Source organism: Streptomyces sp. NPDC004732 (assembly GCF_040609235.1).
In the GTDB taxonomy this organism is placed as follows: Bacteria; Actinomycetota; Actinomycetes; order Streptomycetales; family Streptomycetaceae; genus Streptomyces.
Map to the genome: position 1 here is coordinate 410,384 of NZ_JBEXJR010000008.1, position 17,914 is coordinate 428,297.

Genomic DNA, 17,914 nt, shown 5'->3' on the forward strand with positions numbered 1-17,914 from the left:
GGCCGTACGGGGCACCGCGCCCCCCGAGTGCACGAGTCCGACGGGACCCGCACCGCCGGGGCGGGCAACGATCCGTGTCATGTCTCTGAGCCGCCGTCGTCCGCACCCGTTCGTCTGCGTGCCGGTGCTGCTGTGCGCGCTGCTCTGGCCCGCGCCGCACGCCGCGTCCTCCGAGGGACCGAGCGCGAGCGCCGACGTGGCACGGCTCTACGAAGAGGCGTCCGCCGCGACCGCACGCTACGTAGAGGGGCGACAGGCGGCCCGCGTCCAGAAGGTGAAGGTCCGGAAACTGGACCGGCTCCTGAAGAAGGAGCGGCACCACATGGCGGTGCTCCACGGCGACCTGGGCAGGCTGGCCCGCGACCAGTACCGCACCGGCGGCGGCCTGCCCTACACCGCGCAACTGCTCCTGGCCGACAGCCCGGACGCCCTGATGCGCGGCAAGCAGGCCATGCTGCAGGCGGACCTGGCCGTCAACAGCGCCGTCACCAAGACCCGGCGGGCGGCAGTGGGCCTGGCCGTCGCCAAGCGCAGGGCGGACCGCGCCAAAGGCTCCCTGGACCGGCACAACGCACGCCTGGGGGAGCTCAAGCGCGGCATCGAGCGGAAGCTGGAGACGGCGCGGTGGACCCTCCAGGGCGAGGCCGACCGGTCGGTCGCCGCGGGGCAGTGCCGCGGTGCCGTGCGGCTGAACCAGCAGAGGACGCCCGTCACGCGCGCGTGGGTGACGCCCGTGGAGTCCTACGAGCTCTCGGCGGGCTTCGACAGCGCGGGTGAGCGCTGGTCCCACCGGCACACCGGGCAGGACTTCGCGGTCGGCATCGGGACGCCCGTGCGGTCGGTCGGCGCCGGGCGGGTGGAGAGCGTGTCGTGCGGCGGGGGCTTCGGCATCGAGGTCGTGGTGCGGCACAAGGGCGGGTACTTCACGCAGTACGCGCACCTTGCGGCCGTCACCGTCGACCAAGGGGACCGGGTGCGGGCGGGGCAGTGGGTCGGGCAGGCCGGTACGACCGGCAACTCGACCGGCCCGCACCTGCACTTCGAGACGCGGCTCACGCCCTACCTGGGGTCGGGGGTCGACCCGCGGAAGTGGCTGGCGGAGCGGGGCGTCACGTTGTGAAGCGCGTGCTCTGCACTGCCCGTGAAGCGTGACCCCTGCATCGCCTGTGAAGCGTGACCTCTCCGTCGTCGAGCGCCTGCTCTAGATCAGTATCTGCTCGATCACGACCGCGACGCCGTCCTCGTTGTTGGCGACCGTGCGTCCGGAGGCCGCGGCGATGACGTCCGGGTGGGCGTTGCCCATCGCGTACGACGTACCCGCCCAGGCGAGCATCTCGATGTCGTTCGGCATGTCTCCGAAGGCGACGACTTCCGCAGGGGTGATGCCGCGCTCGGCGCAGCACAGCTCCAGGGTGCTCGCCTTGGAGACGCCGGGTCCGCTGATCTCCAGGAGGGCGCTGGGGCTCGACCGGGTGACGGTGGCGCGGTCGCCGATGGCCGCGCGGGCGAGCACCAGGAACTCGTCGGGCGCGAGACCGGGGTGGAAGGCGAGCACCTTCAGGACGGGCTGCTCGGCGCCCGTGGAGTCCGCGAGGGCCTCGGCGAGGAGCTTCTCGGCGGGCGCGACGCTCTCGCCCGGCTCCATGTGGAGCGGCGGGTACGTCTCCTCGTGGTGCAGTCCCCCGGTCCGCTCGATCGCGAAGGACGTGCCGGGCGCGGCGGCGCGCAGCCTGCGGACGACGTCTAGCGCGCGCTCCCGCGCCAGCTCGCGGATCTTGACGAAGCTGTGGGTGCCGGGGCCGCCGTGCAGGTCGACGACCGCGGCGCCGTTGCCGCAGATGGCGAGGCCGTGACCGTGGACGTGGGCGCTGACGACGTCCATCCAGCGGGCCGGGCGGCCGGTCACGAAGAAGACCTCGATCCCCGCTGCCTCGGCGGCCGCGAGGGCGGCGACGGTGCGGTCCGAGACCGACTTGTCGTCGCGCAGCAACGTGCCGTCCAGGTCCGTCGCGATCAGCCGGGGCCGCGGCCGCGGTGCGGCCTGGCTGCTGGCTGCGGGGGCGGTGGAGGCCGGGGTCTGGGGCCCTGGGGTAGCTGAGGTCACGCTGTCGATTGTCCCGCACATGCCTGCACGGCCGTGCGCTGGGGCGCACATTTGAGTGGGCGGGCGCACCTCGCGGCTCTCGCGTGTCGAGCCACCCGCCGTAAGCTCTGAGACATGAGTCTGCGCCTGAGCACCGTGATTCTTCCCGTACGCCGCTGGAACGAGGGCGGCCGCGATCAGTGGCTGCGTGCCGAGGAGCTCGGTTTCCACACGGCGTACACGTACGACCACCTGGCCTGGCGCACGTTCCGCGACGGCCCGTGGTTCGGCGCGGTGCCCACGCTGACGGCCGCCGCGACGGCCACCGAGCGGCTGCGTCTCGGGACGCTCGTCACGTCGCCCAACTTCCGGCACCCGGTGACGCTCGCCAAGGAGCTCATCTCGCTGGACGACATCTCCGGTGGCCGGATCACGCTCGGCATCGGTGCCGGTGGCAACGGTTTCGACGCCACGACGCTGCTGAAGGGCGACGAGGAGCCCTGGACCCCGCGCGAGCGCGCCGACCGGTTCGGGGAGTTCGTGCCGCTGCTCGACCGGCTGCTGACCGAGGACTCGGTGACGTACGAGGGGACCTTCTACTCGGCGCGTGAGGCGCGCAACATCCCGGGCTGTGCGCAGCGGCCGAGGCTGCCCTTCGCCGTCGCGGCCACCGGCCCGCGCGGTCTGCGGCTCGCGGCCCGGCACGGGCAGGCGTGGGTGACCACGGGGGACCCGAAGCTCTTCGCGGCGGGCACTCCCGAGCAGTCCCGCGAGGCGATCCGGGGGCAGGTCGACAAGCTCGGCAAGGCGTGCGCGGAGGCCGGTCGTGACGTGGCCGAACTGGACAAGATCCTTCTGACGGGTTTCACCCCTGACCGCAACGGCCCGCTGGAGTCGCTGGACGCCTTCGTGGACTTCGCGGGACGCCACCAGGAGCTCGGCTTCACCGAGCTCGCCGTCCACTGGCCGATCCCCGGCTCCGACTTCGCCGCGGACCAGGCGGTCTTCGAGAAGATCGCCACGGAGGCCACGGCCCAGCTCGGCTGAGGCGCCGGACGAGGAGGACCAGTACGGGCCCGGATCAGCGCGGGCCCGGGATCAGTGCGGCCCCGGTATCAGCGCGGGCCGGGAAACCGCAGGAAGCCGGGCGGGACTGCGGCCGTGAGCCAGACGCCGTTGGCGCTGACCTGGAAGACGTGTCCCTCGCGGTGCATCGCGCCCGCGTCGACGGACAGGACGACGGGCCGTCCCCGGCGGGCACCGACGCGTGTCGCGGTCCCGCGGTCGGGCGAGAGATGCACCGCGTGCCGGTTCATGGGGCGCAGGCCTTCGGCGCGGATCGCGGCCAGCCGGGCGGCGATGGTGCCGTGGTAGAGGTACGCGGGCGGGGCCGCAGGGGGCAGCTCGAGGTCGACGTCGACGGAGTGGCCCTGGCTGGCGCGGATCCGGCCGTCCTCGACGGCGAAGCGCTGCTTGTCGTTGACGGCCACCACGTGGTCGAGCTCGGCCCGTGTGACGGGGAAGCGGTGAGCGGCGGCAGCGGCGAGGAGCGCGTCGATCTCCACCCAGCCGTTCGCGTCGAGGGTGAGTCCGATCCGGTCCGGGCTGTGGCGCAGATGCCTCGACAGGTATTTGGACACCTTCACGGTGCGTTGTTCGTCCGCTGAGGCGGGTCCTTCTTTCATGTCTTCAGCGTCTCGGTCTTCCGTTCTCCGCGCACTCGATTTTCGTCCACCGGCATTTCATCGAGAAATAGCAGCTCAAAGGTTTGATCCACAGCCAAGTCGAGTTATCCACAGGCTAGTTCGCGATTCTGTGGACAACTCTCAAGCGGTAGGCGGTATTTGGCCAACTTAGCTATCTATGGGGGGAATTGCCGCAAGTGCGTCCAATGTCCTTGTCTGTACTTCCCGTTCGGCGGCCGCCGCGATGAACGCAGCCGCGTTCGCATCGCCAACCAGAGCCTGTACGGCCTGCATTGTGGAGGCGGGCAGTGCCACCTTCTGTGGCTCTTCCGCGAGAGGCGCGTGCCCACCCGACTCCAGGTGCTGACGGAGGTGCTGGGTGGCGAACAAGCGCATAGCGCGGGCCAGTTCCGCGTCGACCGACTGCTGGGCGAGCGGTCGCAGCTTGCGTACGAGAGACGCCGCCTCGGCCGCGTCCGCCTCCGTCGGCGGGTGGTGATCGAGATAGCGCGCGAAGACGTGCTCGGTGGTGAACTCCAGGAAACGGGACGCTATGTGCTCGACCTGCCCCCTCAACTCGCGCAAATGCCCCGAAATTGCCGACAGCGGAACCCCAGCGGCGTACAACTCCACTGCCACCGACAATTCTTGAGGGCTCGGCACCAGAAATTCGTCCGCACGCCCCGGCACCGGTTCGAGCACACCGAGCGCGACCGCGTCGGCCACCGCCGCCTCGTCCGGATTGCCGCCGAACGCCGCGTCGAGCTCCGCGCGGGTGATCCGGTCCGCCTTCTCGTCCGTCCACGGCCCGTCGACCTCGGCGGCAAGGCCGAGCACCCCGCCCAGGCCGCGCCCGGCGTCCCAGGCCTCCAGGAGCTCCTTGATGGAGGCCAGGGTGTACCCACGGTCGAGCAGATCCGCGATCTGCCGCAGCCGCGCCAGGTGCGCGTCCCCGTACACATTGGCCCGACCGCGCCGCTCCGGGCGGGGCAGCAGCCCGCGGTCCTGATAGGCGCGGATCGTGCGGACCGTCGCACCGCTGTGGTGCGCCAGGTCCTCGATGCGGTACTCCACGCTGCCCGTCCTCCGTGATGACTCGTGCCGAAGCCTTGCGCCGCGGACCGGCCCGGGCCCCAGCCCCCTAGCCGGTCGCCGTCCGGCCGATCGCGCCCGCCGCCACCCGCGCCGCGGGCGACTGCGCCAGATACTCGACGGCCTTGCGCAACGAGCCTTCCTGTGAGGGATGGTACGACCGTCGCAGGTAGCGGGGTATCGCCGTGCCGAGCTCGCGCCAGGTCGGCAACAGACCCTTCTTGACCGCCTTGTTGTGCTCGGCAAGTGAGTACCGCAAGCGGCCCGCGAGTTGGGGGTCGTTGCGGATCAGATAGGCGGTGCCCCACATCCACAGGTACAGCATCACCGGCGCCGTGACCGTCATGCCCGCGATGCGGCGGGCATACCGGGGCAGACCCCGGCCGCCGCAGTGCTGGAACATGTCGAAGGCGACCGCGCGGTGCTCGACCTCCTCCGCGCCGTGCCAGCGCAGCAGGTCGAGCATCACCTCGTCGGACCCCGCGCGGTCGAGGCCCTCGGCGTGCAGGACCCAGTTGCCCAGGACCGCCGTGAACTGCTCGATGGCGGCGATGATCGACAGCCGGAAACGCAGCCACTCCTGAGTCGGCACCGGCGCTCCCAGCGGCGGCCTCTCGCCGAGGAGCCGCTCGAAGAGGAAGTCGACGTACCGGGTGAAGGCGGCGGTGTCGAGGCGCTGGGCGGCCAGGTGGTCCAGCACGTGCGCGTGCTGCACGCTGTGCGTGGCCTCCTGGCCCATGAACCCCTTGACGTCCCCGCGCAGCACCGGGTCGGTGATCAGCGGCAGGCCTTCCTTGAAGACCTTCACGAACCACCGCTCCCCCGCAGGGAGGAGCAGATGCAGGACGTTGATGACGTGGGTGGCGGTCGGCTCGTCCGGTATCCAGTGCAGCGGTGTCCCGTCCCAGTCGAACGAGACCCGGCGCGGAACGATCGTGTAGTGCTCCTCGGCGCGTGTGTCGGGATCCTTCTCCTTGCTCACAACGGCGGCTCCAATCGGGCTATCGCACGCAGCGCCTTGGGGCTGAAGCGCGACATGAAGCGGGCACCGCGGGCCTCGGGGGTGACCGGGACCACCGCCTGGTTCTTCACGACGGCGTGCAGGATCGCGTCGGCGACCTTCTCCGGCGGGTAGTTCCGCAGGCCGTACAGCCGGGCGGACTTCTTCTGGCGGCGCTTCTCCTCGTCCGCCCCGACGCCGACGAAGCGGGACGTCGTCGTGATGTTCGTGTTCACGAAGCCCGGGCAGATCGCGGAGACGCCGATGCCCTGGTCCGCGAGCTCCGCGCGCAGGCACTCGCTGAGCATCAGGACCGCCGCCTTCGAGGTGCTGTAGGCGGGCAGGGTCTTCGAAGGCTGGTACGCCGCCGCCGACGCGGTGTTCACGATGTGACCGCCCTGGCCGCGCTCGGCCATCTGCTTGCCGAAGAGCCTGCAGCCGTGGATCACACCCCACAGATTGACGTCGAGGACCTTCTTCCAGTCCTCGCCTGTGGTGTCGAGGAAGGAGCCCGCGAGGCCGATGCCCGCGTTGTTCACCAGGACGTCCACCACGCCGTACTCCGCGGCGACGCGGGCGGCGAGCTTCTCCATCGCCTGCTCGTCGGAGACGTCGACGGCCTCGCCCCAGGCGTCCGGGGCGCCTATCAGGCGGGACATCTCCGCCGTGCGGGCCGCGCTCTCCGCGTCCCGGTCGACGGCCACTACGCGCGCGCCCGACTCGGCGAACGCGAAGGCGGTGGCCCGCCCGATGCCGCTGCCCGCCCCGGTGACCAGGACGAGCTGGCCGCCGAACCGGTCGGCGTGCTTCCCGGTGGCTGCGCTGTCCTTGGTGGGCAGACCGTCCTCGTTCGCCGTGATGAACTCGCCGATCCACGCCGACAGCTGGTCGGGCCTGGTGCGCGGCACCCAGTGCTTGGCAGGCAGGGTGCGGCGGACCAGCTGCGGGGCCCACAGCTCCAGCTCGTCGTAGAGCCGCTCGGACAGGAAGATGTCCCCGGAGGGCGTGATGAGCTGCACGGGCGCGTGGGCGTACGCATCGGGGCGCGGCTTGCGCAGCCTCGCGCGGACGTTGTCCCGGTAGAGCCAGGCGCCGTGCGCGGCGTCCTGGGGCAGCGACGCCGTCGGATAGTCGCCCGCGGGGACCTTCTCCACGCGCTGCAGGATCTTCGGCCACTGCTTGCCGAGCGGCCCGCGCCAGGCGAGCTCGGGGAGGACCGGGGTGTGCAGCATGTACACGTACCAGGACTTGGCGCCCTGGCCGAGCAGTTGGCCGACCTTGCGGGGGGTCGGCCGGGACATGCGCTGCTTGATCCAGTGACCGAAGTGGTCGAGCGAGGGCCCCGACATCGAGGTGAAGGACGCGATGCGCCCCTCCGTCCGCTTGACCGTGACGAACTCCCAGGACTGCACCGAGCCCCAGTCGTGCCCGACCACGTGCACCGGCTTGTCCGGGCTGACCGTGTCGATGACCGCCACGAAGTCGTCGGTCAGCTTCTCCAGGGTGAAGCCGCCGCGCAGCGGCTGCGGGGCGGTGGACCTGCCGTGGCCCCGGACGTCGTACAACACGACGTGGAAGTGGTCGGCGAGGCGCTCGGCGACCTCGGACCACACCTCCTTGGAGTCCGGGTAGCCGTGGACCAGCAGGACCGTGGGCCGGTCCGGGTCGCCGAGCTCGGCGACGCACAGCTCCACCCCGCCCGTGCGCACCCAGCGCTCGCGCGCGTCCCGCAGGCCCCTGCCGGTGTCCTTGCCGGTGCCCTCGGCGATGTCTCCGGTCGTGTCTCCGGTCGTCATGCGGCGGCCCTCTCCTCAGCCCAGCGCCGCACATGCGGCAGATCGTCGTCCAGCCAGAACGCGCTCTGTTCGGGATCCTTGGAGTCGGTGACGACCAGGATCTCCTCGAACTTCGCGCCCGTACCCCTGAATCCGAGGTGCGGCTCGACCGCCCAGAGCCCCTTCCGGGGCGGGTGGTCGGAGAACTTGTACGGGGACCACAGCGGTGACCAGCCGTCCCGGTGGCCGTGCACGGCGTCGCTCGCCAGGCCCTTCAGCGACTGTGTGCCGAACCCGAAGAGGTGCGGGGTCAGGCGGCGCTCCTTGACCCGGTCGATCTTGTGCGCGATGACGCCGAACGGATACGCCCTATGACGGTTCGCGTAGCCCTGGCGGACCATGAGGCGGTCGACGTCCTCATAGATCTCGCGGAGCGGGCGGCGCTCGCGGACCTCGCGCAGGAGCAGCTCGCGGTGCGCCTCCAGATCGGCGAGGAGCTTGTCGTGCACGGGGTTGAGGCCGAGACAGCCGGAATAGCCGATGTCCGCCGTGAACCCCTTGTAGACCGGGGCCATGTCGAGGATGAACGGCATCCCCGGCTCCAGCCTGCGGTTGGTGGGGAAGAACTGCAGCGGTATCCGGAAGTTCACGAACGCCGTGCGGTCCCCGAACCAGGCGAAGGGCAGGTGGAACCAGTCCCGCACGCCCCGCTCGCGCAGCCACTCGCGCTGCATCCGCGCCGCCTCGCGCTCCGTCACACCCGGCTTGAGCTGTGCCGCGACTGCTTCCGCGCATGCGTACGCAAGGGTCTGTACCTCTCTGAACCCCCGCAGTTCCGCGGAGAGTTCGCCTGCCACTGCTGAGGTCATGCCACCGTCCGTCCCGAGTCCGGTCTTCCCGTGTCCGGTCCATCGCCGTACGCGGTCGTAACTTGACACTGATGAATGTGACAATGCCCAGCGGCTACGTCAATAGTTCTGCCCAACCCTGCGGGCAAGGTCCGGAAGAACCCCCAAGGGGCGACTTCCGGACGACCCCTACGGGCCCGTAATACTCCAGAGTGAGGGCAGGGCAAGCCCCTGGTCTGACGCCCCGGTGTGGTGTGCGCCACTACGGTCGAACCGTGACTGTGATCGCGACCGAAAGCCTGAGCAAGCGGTTCCCGAGGGTGACCGCGCTTGACCGGCTCTCCATGGACATCGGGCCCGGTGTGACCGGACTCGTCGGAGCCAATGGAGCCGGCAAGTCCACACTGATCAAGATCCTGCTGGGTCTGTCCCCCGCCACGGAGGGCCGGGCCGCCGTGCTCGGACTCGACGTCGCCACCCGCGGCGGCGAGATCCGCGAGCGCGTGGGGTACATGCCGGAGCACGACTGCCTGCCCCCCGACGTCTCGGCCACCGAGTTCGTCGTCCACATGGCGCGCATGTCCGGCCTCCCGCCCACCGCGGCCCGCGAGCGCACCGCGGACACCCTGCGCCACGTCGGGCTCTACGAAGAGCGTTACCGCCCCATGGGCGGCTATTCGACCGGCATGAAGCAGCGCGTGAAGCTCGCCCAGGCGCTCGTCCACGACCCCCAGCTGGTCTTCCTGGACGAGCCGACGAACGGCCTGGACCCGGTCGGACGCGACGAGATGCTCGGCCTGATCCGCCGCGTCCACACCGACTTCGGCATCTCCGTCCTGGTCACCTCACACCTCCTCGGCGAGCTGGAGCGCACCTGCGACCACGTCGTCGTCATCGACGGCGGCAAGCTCCTGCGGTCCAGCTCCACCACCGACTTCACCCAGACCACCACGACCCTGGCCGTCGAGGTCACGGACACCGACGACCACCCCGACGGCACCCGCACGCTGCGCGACGCGCTTCAGGAGCGCGGCATCGACACGGAGACCGGGGGCGAACTCCCCGGCGCGGGCCACACGATCCTGCTCACCGCCGAGGGCGAGGAGACGTACGACCTCGTGCGCGACCTCGTCGCCGACCTCGGCCTCGGCCTGGTCCGGATGGAACAGCGCAGGCACCACATCGCGGAGGTCTTCAAGGACGAGCCGCACCAGGAGCCCGTCTCCGAACGCGCGGCCGCCTGGGCAGCCACCGCGGCCGCCGCACAGCAGACAGGAGGCCGACGCGATGAGCACTGATTCCCCCCGCACCCCTGACGCCACCCGCACCCCTGAGTCCACCCGCATCCACAACATCGGGTACCGGAACTACGACGGGCAGCGACTCGGCCGTGCCTATGCCCGCCGCTCGCTCTTCTCCCAGAGCCTGCGCGGCGCGTACGGCCTCGGACGCTCCGCCAAGTCCAAGGTCCTGCCGATGATCCTCTTCGCGGTGATGTGCCTGCCCGCGGCGATCATGGTGGCGGTCGCCGTGGCCACCAAGGCCGACGACCTCCCCCTGGACTACACGCGCTACGCGATCGTGATGCAGGCCGTCATCAGCCTCTTCCTGGCCGCCCAGGCCCCGCAGACCGTCTCCCGCGACCTGCGGTTCAAGACCGTCCCGCTCTACTTCTCCCGCCCCATCGAGCGCGGTGACTACGTCCTGGCGAAGTTCACCGCGATGACCTCGGCGCTCTTCGTCCTCACGGCCGCCCCGCTCCTCGTGCTCTACGTAGGGGCGCTGCTCGCCAAGCTCGACTTCGCCGACCAGAGCGCGGGATTCGCCCAGGGACTCGTCTCCGTGGCGCTGCTCTCCCTGCTCTTCTCCGGCATCGCCCTGGTCATCTCGGCGATCACACCCCGCCGCGGATTCGGCATCGCGGCCGTCATCGCCGTCCTGACCATCACCTACGGAGCGGTGTCCACCGTCCAGGCCATCGCCTACGACCAGGGCAGCACCGACGCCATCACCTGGCTCGGGCTCTTCTCGCCGATCACGCTCATCGACGGCGTACAGACCGCCTTCCTCGGCGCGACCTCCGCCTTCCCCGGAGGGGAAGGCCCCTCGTCCGGCGTGGGCGTCGTGTACGTACTCGTCGTCCTCGGCCTCATCGCGGGCTGCTACGGCGCGCTGATGCGCCGCTACCGAAAGGTCGGGCTGTGAGCACGATCAACATCGACCACACCTCCCGCTGGTTCGGGAACGTGGTGGCGGTCAACGACATCACCATGAACATCGGCCCGGGCGTCACGGGCCTCCTCGGTCCGAACGGCGCGGGCAAGTCGACCCTCATCAACATGATGGGCGGCTTCCTCGCCCCCTCCACGGGCAGCGTCACCCTCGACGACCAGCCGATCTGGCGGAACGAACAGATCTACAAGAACATCGGCATCGTCCCCGAGCGCGAGGCCATGTACGACTTCCTCACTGGCCGCGAATTCGTCGTGGCCAACGCGGAGTTGCACGGACTCGACGAGCGGGCCGCCAAGAAGGCGCTGGCCACGGTCGAGATGGAGTACGCGCAGGACCGCAAGATCTCCACGTACTCCAAGGGCATGCGCCAGCGCGTGAAGATGGCCTCCGCCCTGGTCCACGACCCGGCCGTGCTGCTGCTCGACGAGCCGTTCAACGGCATGGACCCGCGCCAGCGCATGCAGCTGATGGAGCTCCTGCGCACCATGGGGGACCAGGGCCGCACGGTCCTCTTCTCCTCGCACATCCTCGAAGAGGTCGAGCAACTGGCCTCGCACATCGAGGTGATCGTCGCCGGGCGGCACGCGGCGAGCGGTGACTTCCGCAGGATCCGCAGGCTGATGACGGACCGGCCCCACCGCTATCTGATCCGCTCCAGCGACGACCGCGCCCTGGCCGCCGCGCTGATCGCCGACCCCTCGACGGCCGGCATCGAAGTCGACCTCAAGGAGGGCGCGTTGCGCATCCAGGCGGTCGACTTCGCACGGTTCACCGCGCTGCTGCCCCGGGTCGCCCGGGAGCACGGCATCCGGCTCCTCACGGTCTCGCCCTCCGACGAGTCCCTAGAGTCGGTCTTCTCCTACCTCGTCGCGGCCTGAAGGGAGCCATCGTGTACAACCCCACTGTCGCCCGGCTCACCTACCGGGCCCTGCTCGGCCGCCGCCGGGCACTCATCCTCTTCGCCCTGCCCGTCCTGCTGATCGCCATCTCCGCGGCGGTGCGCGGCTTCAGCGGCGCCGACGACCAAGTGGCCGTCGACGTCCTCGGCGGCTTCGCGCTCGCCACGATGGTGCCGATCATCGGCGTCATCGCGGGCACGGGCGCCATCGGCCCGGAGATCGACGACGGCTCGGTGGTCTATCTGCTGTCCAAGCCGGTCAGGCGCCCCACGATCATCTTCACCAAGCTGATCGTCGCCATCGCCGTGACCATGGCGTTCTCCGCGATCCCCACCTTCATCGCGGGCATGATCCTCAACGGCAACGGCCAGCAGATCGCCATCGCCTACACCATCGCGGCACTCGTCGCCTCCATCACGTACGCCGCGATCTTCCTGCTCCTCGGCACGATCACCCGGCACGCCGTGGTCTTCGGGCTCGTCTACGCACTGGTGTGGGAGGCACTCTTCGGATCGCTGGTCTCCGGAGCGCGCACCCTCAGCGTGCAGCAGTGGTCCCTCGCCGTGGCACAGAAGGTCGGCAAGGGCGACCTGATCACCTCGGACGTCGGCCTGCCGGTCGCGACGGTCCTCCTGATCGCGGTCACGGCGGCAGCCACGTGGTACGCGGGCCAGAAGCTCCGCTCACTGACCCTGGCGGGCGAGGAGTGACCGACCTCTCTTGACCGCGCCTTCACCCTCCCACCAGCACACTGGTGGGAGGGTGCGCTGTTGTCACCGGGCGCACCGGTGCGAGGAGGTGCCGCGATGGCATCGGTGGAGGACTGGGACGACGCCGTCCTGGACGAGGACTTCGTGAGGTCCGCGCAGACGGCGGAGCCGTCCGCGCGAGCGCGCATGCTGAGCGCGCGATGGCGGCGGAGCGGGGCGCCCGAGCCGCAGCCATGGCGGTCCGAGGAGCCCCCGGCAGGGTGGTTCTTCAGCAGGGCGCGGCGCCGGAAGTGGCGGCGGAGGTAGGCCCCCCGGGCCTTTATTCGGTGGCGGTGAAGTCGGGCCGCAGGCACAGTAGTTGGTGTCACCGCGTCAGGAACGTCTGGCGCTCACCTTCTGGGAGAGGAGCCGACGCGACCGTCAGTACGGGTCCGTCGAGCTCCCATCAGGGCAGCCCGCGGAAGGCTCCGGAGCAGTCACTCGCTCCGTGGAGTCCCGCACACGGGGGAGCTGCCCGGGGCGGCCGCTTCGAGCGCGCAGAATCCGCATCCCTGCGCGGGCCGCCCCCCCCAGAGGAGGCCTCAGCCCAGCAACCGCTCCAGCACGACCGCGATGCCGTCCGCCTCGTTCGACGTCGTCACCTCGTCCGCGACCGCCTTGAGCTCCTCATGGGCGTTGGCCATGGCCACGCCGTGCGCGGCCCAGGCGAACATCGGGATGTCGTTCGGCATGTCGCCGAAGGCGATCGTGTCCACGGCCTTCGCGCCGAGGCGGCGCGCCGCGAGCGAGAGGCCCGTGGCCTTGGAGAGGCCGAGCGGCAGGAGTTCGACTATGCCCTCGCCCGCCATGGTCACGCCGACCAGATCGCCCGCGACCTTGCGCGCCACGTCGGTGAGCGCGTCGTCGCCCAGGCCGGGGTGCTGGATGTACAGCTTGTTCAGCGGCGCCGCCCACAGGTCGGCGATGTCCGTGAAGGGCGTCGCGGGCAGCGGTCCTTCCTGGACCGCGTACCCCGGGCCGACCAGGACCTCGCCGTCGATGCCGTCGCGGCTCGCCGCGAGCGCCAGCGGCCCGATCTCCGCCTCGATCTTGGCGAGCGCCAGACCGGCCAGCTGGCGGTCGAGCGTCACCGAGGTGAGCAGGCGGTGCTCCCCCGCGTGGTACACCTGCGCGCCCTGGCCGCACACCGCTATGCCCTCGTAGCCGAGGTCGTCGAGGATGTGCCGGGTCCAGGGCACCGCGCGGCCGGTGACGACGATGTGCGCCGCGCCCGCCGCGGTGGCCGCGGTGAGCGCGTGGCGCGTCCGTTCGGACACCGTGTCGTCGGGGCGCAGCAGCGTCCCGTCGAGGTCGGTCGCGACCAGCTTGTACGGGAAGGAGGGCGTGACCGGAGCTGGGTGGCTCACTTGGCGATGGGCTCCAAAATCTCTCGACCCCCGAGGTACGGACGCAGGACCTCGGGCACCACCACGGAGCCGTCGGCCTGCTGGTGATTCTCCAGGATGGCCACGATCGTCCGCGGGACGGCGCACAGCGTGCCGTTCAGCGTAGAGAGCGGCTGCACCTTCTTGCCGTCGCGCATGCGCACCGAGAGGCGGCGGGCCTGGAAGCCGTCGCAGTTCGAGGCCGAGGTCAGCTCGCGGTACTTGCCCTGGGTGGGGATCCACGCCTCGCAGTCGAACTTGCGGGAGGCCGAGGAGCCGAGGTCGCCCGTCGCCACGTCGATCACCTGGAAGGGCAGACCGAGGCCGGTCAGCCACTGCTTCTCCCACTCCAGGAGACGCTGGTGCTCGTTCTCCGCGTCCGCCGGGTCGACGTACGAGAACATCTCGACCTTGTCGAACTGGTGGACGCGGAAGATGCCGCGGGTGTCCTTGCCGTACGTACCCGCCTCGCGGCGGTAGCAGGGCGAGAAGCCCGCGTACCGCAGGGGGAGCTTGTCGGCCTCGATGATCTCGTCCATGTGGTACGCCGCGAGCGCGACCTCGGAGGTGCCGACCAGGTAGTAGTCGTCCTTCTCCAGGTGGTACACGTTCTCCGCGGCCTGGCCGAGGAAGCCCGTGCCCTCCATGGCGCGGGGGCGGACCAGCGACGGCGTCAGCATCGGGATGAACCCGGCCTCCGTCGCCTGCGCGATCGCCGCGTTGACGAGGGCCAGCTCCAGCAGGGCGCCGACACCCGTCAGGTAGTAGAAGCGCGAGCCGGAGACCTTCGCGCCGCGCTCGACGTCGATGGCGCCGAGCGACTCGCCGAGCTCCAGGTGGTCCTTGGGCTCGAAGCCCTCGGCGGCGAAGTCGCGCGGGGTGCCGATGGTGTCGAGGACGACGAAGTCCTCCTCGCCGCCGACCGGGACGTCCGGGTGGACGAGGTTGCCCAGCTGCTGCAGGAGGCGCTTGGTCTCGTCGTCGGCCTCGCCCTGGGCGGCGTCCGCGGCCTTGACGGCGGCGGAGAGCTCGCCCGCCTTCTTCAGGAGCTCCTGCTTCTCCTCGGCCGCGGCCTTGGGGATCAGCTTGCCGAGCGCCTTCTGCTCGGAGCGGAGCTCGTCGAAGCGGAGGCCGGAGGACCTGCGCCGCTCGTCGGCGGAGAGCAGGGCGTCGACAAGCGCGACGTCCTCTCCACGGGCGCGCTGGGAGGCGCGAACACGGTCGGGGTCCTCACGGAGCAGGCGAAGGTCAATCACCCCTCAAGGCTACCGTCGCCCGCTTCCGGCCCACGACTCGATATTCCATTGTGTACCGTATGCCCGTTTTGCCGGGATATGAATTTCCGGAGTCCAGTGCTCCGAATCAAGATCGGCATGGCGCCGATACGGCCGGAAAAGCCTTGCCGCACACGTCTCGGTCTTCGGTCAATAAAAAGGGCGCCATTCCCCGAAATGGGGCAGAGCGCACCCGCGGCCTTGACTCGAACCCCTTGTGCGGAGCGGGACTTGGGCCGCTTGTCCACCGCGGTTGTCCACAGGAACCAGGGGCTCCGGACGGTTATCCACAGGGTGTGCGAAAGATCTGTGGATGCCGGAACATCCCATTCCGATAGCCCTTCGTGCACCCAGGGATTCCCTTCCCAAACCACCCGCACACCCACTTTCGAGTGGAAATACCTCGCCCCAAAGAGTTGATCAATGGAAAAGAGTGGACGAGGGGTGACGTGCAGGGCTGTGGATGGAGTTGGGCGCTGTGGGCCGATTTGTCGACCATGTCGTGCTTCGTTGTCGACTTGTCCCCAGGTCGAGACGCACACCTGTGGATAACTTCTGTGGATAACGTAAATCTGCAGGTAGGACCGTAGGGCCTGGCTAGAAACGGCCGTCCTGGCAGCGCGTGAGCCAGTCCGACGCCGCCATGAACTCGCGGTCCGTCGTGCCGGGCCGCAGCGGCCGGACGTCCTCCGTGGCCACCCCCGCCCGCGGATACGACCCGAGGAACCGCACCTGCGGGCAGATCCGCTTCAGCCCCATCAGGGCCTCACCGACGCGGCGGTCCGTGATGTGCCCCTCGGTGTCCACCGAGAAGCAGTAATTGCCGATGCCCTGGCCCGTGGGCCGCGATTCGATCCGCATGAGGTTGACGCCGCGCACGGCGAATTCCTGGAGCAGTTCGAGCAGCGCACCGGGGTGGTCGTCGCCCAGCCAGATGACGACGGAGGTCTTGTCGGCGCCCGTCGGCGCGGCCGGGCGGGCCGGGCGGCCGACCAGGACGAAGCGGGTCTCGGCGTTCGCCGCGTCGTGGATCTCGCTGACCAGCGCTTCCAGGCCGTACGTGGCCGCCGCGAACTCACCCGCGAAGGCCGCGTCGAAGCGGCCCTCCTGGACCAGCCGGGCGCCGTCCGCGTTCGAGGCGGCCGACTCCCACAGGGCGTCCGGCAGATGAGTGGACAGCCAGTTGCGGACCTGAGGCTGGGCCACCGGGTGGCCCGTCACCGTCTTGATGTCCTTGAGCTGCGTGCCGGGCCGCACGAGGAGTGCGAAGGCGATCGGCAGGACGACCTCGCGGTAGATCATCAACGGGTCGCCCTTGGCGAGCTCGTCGACGGTGGTGGTGACGCCGCCCTCGACCGAGTTCTCGATCGGCACCAGCGCGGCCGCCGCCTCGCCGCTGCGGACCGCGTCCAGCGTGGCCGGTACGGAGACCATCGGGACGAGCTCCCGGGCCGCCGCCTCGGGCAGCGTACGGAGAGCCGCCTCGGTGAAAGTGCCCTCGGGGCCCAGGTACGTATAGCGCGTCGCCGACATACCGTCACCCTAATGGGCCCGACGTGGCGCGGCTCACGCGTCTCACGGAGCGGCGCCCGCCCACAGCGGGCGCCCTACCCCTCCAGCAGCGGGCCCCCTACCCCTCCAGCAGCCGCTGCCCCACGTACTCGCCCTTCCCCGCCCCGCCCGGCACCGCGAAGAGGCCGCTCGCCTCGTGCCGGATGAACTCCGACAGGGCGTCCCCCCGGTCGAGCTTGCGCTGCACCGGCACGAAGCCGCGCATCGGGTCCGCCTGCCAGCAGACGAAGAGCAGCCCCGCGTCGGGCTCGCCCTTGTCGTCGAAGCCGTCGTGGTACGAGAACGGGCGGCGCAGCATCGCGGCGCCGCCGTTCTGGTCGGGACGGGTGATGCGGGCGTGCGCGTTGGCGGCGATGACGACCTTGCCGTCCGGGCCGGTCTTGTCGAGCTTCGGCTCGGTCGTCTCCGTGCCGCCGGTCAGCGGCGAGCCGTCCGACTTGTGCCGCCCGATCACCGCCTCCTGCGCCTTCGTGCCGAGCTCCTCCCAGTTGTCGAGGAGCATCCGGATGCGGCGCACGACTACGTAGGAGCCGCCCGCCATCCACGACGGGTCACCTTCGGAGGGCACGAAGAGCCGCTCGTCGAAGTCCTTCTCCGACGGCTTCGGGTTGTTCGTGCCGTCGATCTGGCCCATCAGGTTGCGGGTCGTCATCGGCCGCGCGGTGGCGCCCGGCGAGCGGTTGAAACCGTTCATCTGCCAGCGCACCCGCGCGGTCCCCGACGCCTCCTGCTGGATCGCGCGCAGCGCATGGAAGGCGACGAGCGGGTCGTTCGCGCCGATCTGCACCCACAGATCGCCGTTGCTGCGCGCCTTGTCGAGGTGGTCCGACGAGAAGTCGGGCAGCGGGTCCAGAGCGGACGGGCGCTGCTTCTCCAGGCCCGTGCGGGAGAAGAAGGAAGCGCCGAACCCGAAGGTGACGGAGAGCGAGGACGGCCCCGCGTCCCGGGCGACGGCCGTGTCCCTGCCGTCGGCCTGCTCGCCCGCCATCAGCCGCTCGGCCGTCGCCGACCAGCGGCGCAGCAGGGCCGCCGTCTCCTTGCGGCCCGCGCCCGCCGCCAGGTCGAAGGCGATCAGATGGCCACGGGACTGGAGCGGCGTGGTGATGCCGGGCTGATGTTTCCCGTGAAACATCACCCGATCGGCGCCCAGGGAGGCCAGCTCCGCCGTCGACGATCCTGCGGAGCCCGCGGCGGCGTCCGAGGGCGCCGCCGCGTATCCGACGGCGCCGCCCGCCGCGCCGAGTGCGAGGCCCGTCGCGCCCGCGGTACCGATCAGCCGCCGCCTGGAAATCCCGTTGTCCGCCATGGTGGTTGTTC

The 17,914-nt window shown here is 70.3% G+C and carries 17 protein-coding genes; 7 read left to right on the forward strand and 10 right to left on the reverse strand.

Annotation, left to right across the window (positions count from 1 at the left end; translation table 11 throughout):
- The first annotated feature begins 79 nt into the window (after positions 1-79).
- Positions 80-1,120, forward strand: coding sequence for a M23 family metallopeptidase (locus ABZV77_RS25695; protein ID WP_356261178.1), 1,041 nt, complete (start codon positions 80-82; stop codon positions 1,118-1,120).
- An 81-nt stretch (positions 1,121-1,201) separates the two neighbouring features.
- Here the strand turns inward: ABZV77_RS25695 and ABZV77_RS25700 are convergent, their stop codons facing one another.
- Positions 1,202-2,104: a Cof-type HAD-IIB family hydrolase gene (locus ABZV77_RS25700; protein WP_356261181.1), complete on the reverse strand. Its 903-nt coding sequence runs from the start codon at positions 2,102-2,104 to the stop codon at positions 1,202-1,204.
- 114 nt (positions 2,105-2,218) lie between these two features.
- Here ABZV77_RS25700 and ABZV77_RS25705 point away from each other — a divergent pair, with 114 nt between their 5' ends.
- Positions 2,219-3,130: an LLM class flavin-dependent oxidoreductase gene (locus ABZV77_RS25705; protein ID WP_356261184.1), complete on the forward strand. Its 912-nt coding sequence runs from the start codon at positions 2,219-2,221 to the stop codon at positions 3,128-3,130.
- 68 nt (positions 3,131-3,198) lie between these two features.
- Here the strand turns inward: ABZV77_RS25705 and ABZV77_RS25710 are convergent, their stop codons facing one another.
- The 5 genes from ABZV77_RS25710 to ABZV77_RS25730 form a co-directional block, all read right to left on the reverse strand.
- Positions 3,199-3,768, reverse strand: coding sequence for an RNA 2'-phosphotransferase (locus ABZV77_RS25710; protein WP_356261187.1), 570 nt, complete (start codon positions 3,766-3,768; stop codon positions 3,199-3,201).
- 168 nt (positions 3,769-3,936) lie between these two features.
- Positions 3,937-4,842: a MerR family transcriptional regulator gene (locus ABZV77_RS25715; protein WP_356261190.1), complete on the reverse strand. Its 906-nt coding sequence runs from the start codon at positions 4,840-4,842 to the stop codon at positions 3,937-3,939.
- A 67-nt stretch (positions 4,843-4,909) separates the two neighbouring features.
- A complete protein-coding gene (locus tag ABZV77_RS25720) occupies positions 4,910-5,842 on the reverse strand; it encodes a metal-dependent hydrolase (RefSeq protein WP_356261193.1) in 933 nt (310 codons plus the stop codon).
- A complete protein-coding gene (locus ABZV77_RS25725) occupies positions 5,839-7,656 on the reverse strand; it encodes an SDR family oxidoreductase (protein ID WP_356261196.1) in 1,818 nt (605 codons plus the stop codon). The genes ABZV77_RS25720 and ABZV77_RS25725 overlap by 4 nt, the downstream gene beginning before the upstream one ends.
- Positions 7,653-8,504, reverse strand: coding sequence for a M24 family metallopeptidase (locus tag ABZV77_RS25730; RefSeq protein WP_356261199.1), 852 nt, complete (start codon positions 8,502-8,504; stop codon positions 7,653-7,655). Before ABZV77_RS25730 ends, ABZV77_RS25725 begins: the two co-directional genes overlap by 4 nt.
- Before the next feature lie 260 nt (positions 8,505-8,764).
- On the opposite strand from ABZV77_RS25730, the gene ABZV77_RS25735 reads away from it, so the two are divergent.
- The 5 genes from ABZV77_RS25735 (at position 8,765) to ABZV77_RS25755 (ending at position 12,633) form a co-directional block, all read left to right on the forward strand.
- Entirely contained in the window at positions 8,765-9,781 is a 1,017-nt protein-coding gene (locus tag ABZV77_RS25735; protein ID WP_356261617.1) for an ABC transporter ATP-binding protein, read from the forward strand.
- Complete coding sequence (locus ABZV77_RS25740; protein WP_356261202.1) at positions 9,771-10,688, forward strand: ABC transporter permease subunit; 918 nt, start codon at positions 9,771-9,773, stop codon at positions 10,686-10,688. Before ABZV77_RS25735 ends, ABZV77_RS25740 begins: the two co-directional genes overlap by 11 nt.
- On the forward strand, positions 10,685-11,596 hold the full coding sequence (locus ABZV77_RS25745; RefSeq protein WP_356261205.1) for an ABC transporter ATP-binding protein: 912 nt from the start codon (positions 10,685-10,687) through the stop codon (positions 11,594-11,596). The genes ABZV77_RS25740 and ABZV77_RS25745 overlap by 4 nt, the downstream gene beginning before the upstream one ends.
- Before the next feature lie 11 nt (positions 11,597-11,607).
- On the forward strand, positions 11,608-12,327 hold the full coding sequence (locus ABZV77_RS25750) for an ABC transporter permease subunit (protein WP_356261208.1): 720 nt from the start codon (positions 11,608-11,610) through the stop codon (positions 12,325-12,327).
- Between the two features lie 96 nt (positions 12,328-12,423).
- Positions 12,424-12,633: a hypothetical protein gene (locus ABZV77_RS25755; RefSeq protein WP_356261211.1), complete on the forward strand. Its 210-nt coding sequence runs from the start codon at positions 12,424-12,426 to the stop codon at positions 12,631-12,633.
- Between the two features lie 275 nt (positions 12,634-12,908).
- On the opposite strand, the gene ABZV77_RS25760 is transcribed toward ABZV77_RS25755, so the two are convergent.
- From ABZV77_RS25760 to efeB, 4 genes are all read right to left on the reverse strand, one after another.
- Positions 12,909-13,733, reverse strand: a complete 825-nt coding sequence (locus ABZV77_RS25760) for an HAD family hydrolase (RefSeq protein ID WP_356261214.1) — start codon at positions 13,731-13,733, stop codon at positions 12,909-12,911.
- The gene (gene serS / locus ABZV77_RS25765) at positions 13,730-15,007 is read right to left on the reverse strand and encodes a serine--tRNA ligase (protein WP_356261216.1); all 1,278 of its coding nucleotides are present in this window, start codon (positions 15,005-15,007) and stop codon (positions 13,730-13,732) included. The genes ABZV77_RS25760 and serS overlap by 4 nt, the downstream gene beginning before the upstream one ends.
- Before the next feature lie 615 nt (positions 15,008-15,622).
- Positions 15,623-16,558, reverse strand: coding sequence for a prephenate dehydratase (gene pheA / locus ABZV77_RS25770; protein ID WP_356261218.1), 936 nt, complete (start codon positions 16,556-16,558; stop codon positions 15,623-15,625).
- Between the two features lie 97 nt (positions 16,559-16,655).
- Positions 16,656-17,903 (reverse strand): iron uptake transporter deferrochelatase/peroxidase subunit, encoded by a 1,248-nt coding sequence (efeB, locus tag ABZV77_RS25775; protein ID WP_356261220.1) that lies wholly within the window; start codon positions 17,901-17,903, stop codon positions 16,656-16,658.
- Positions 17,904-17,914 lie beyond the last annotated feature (11 nt).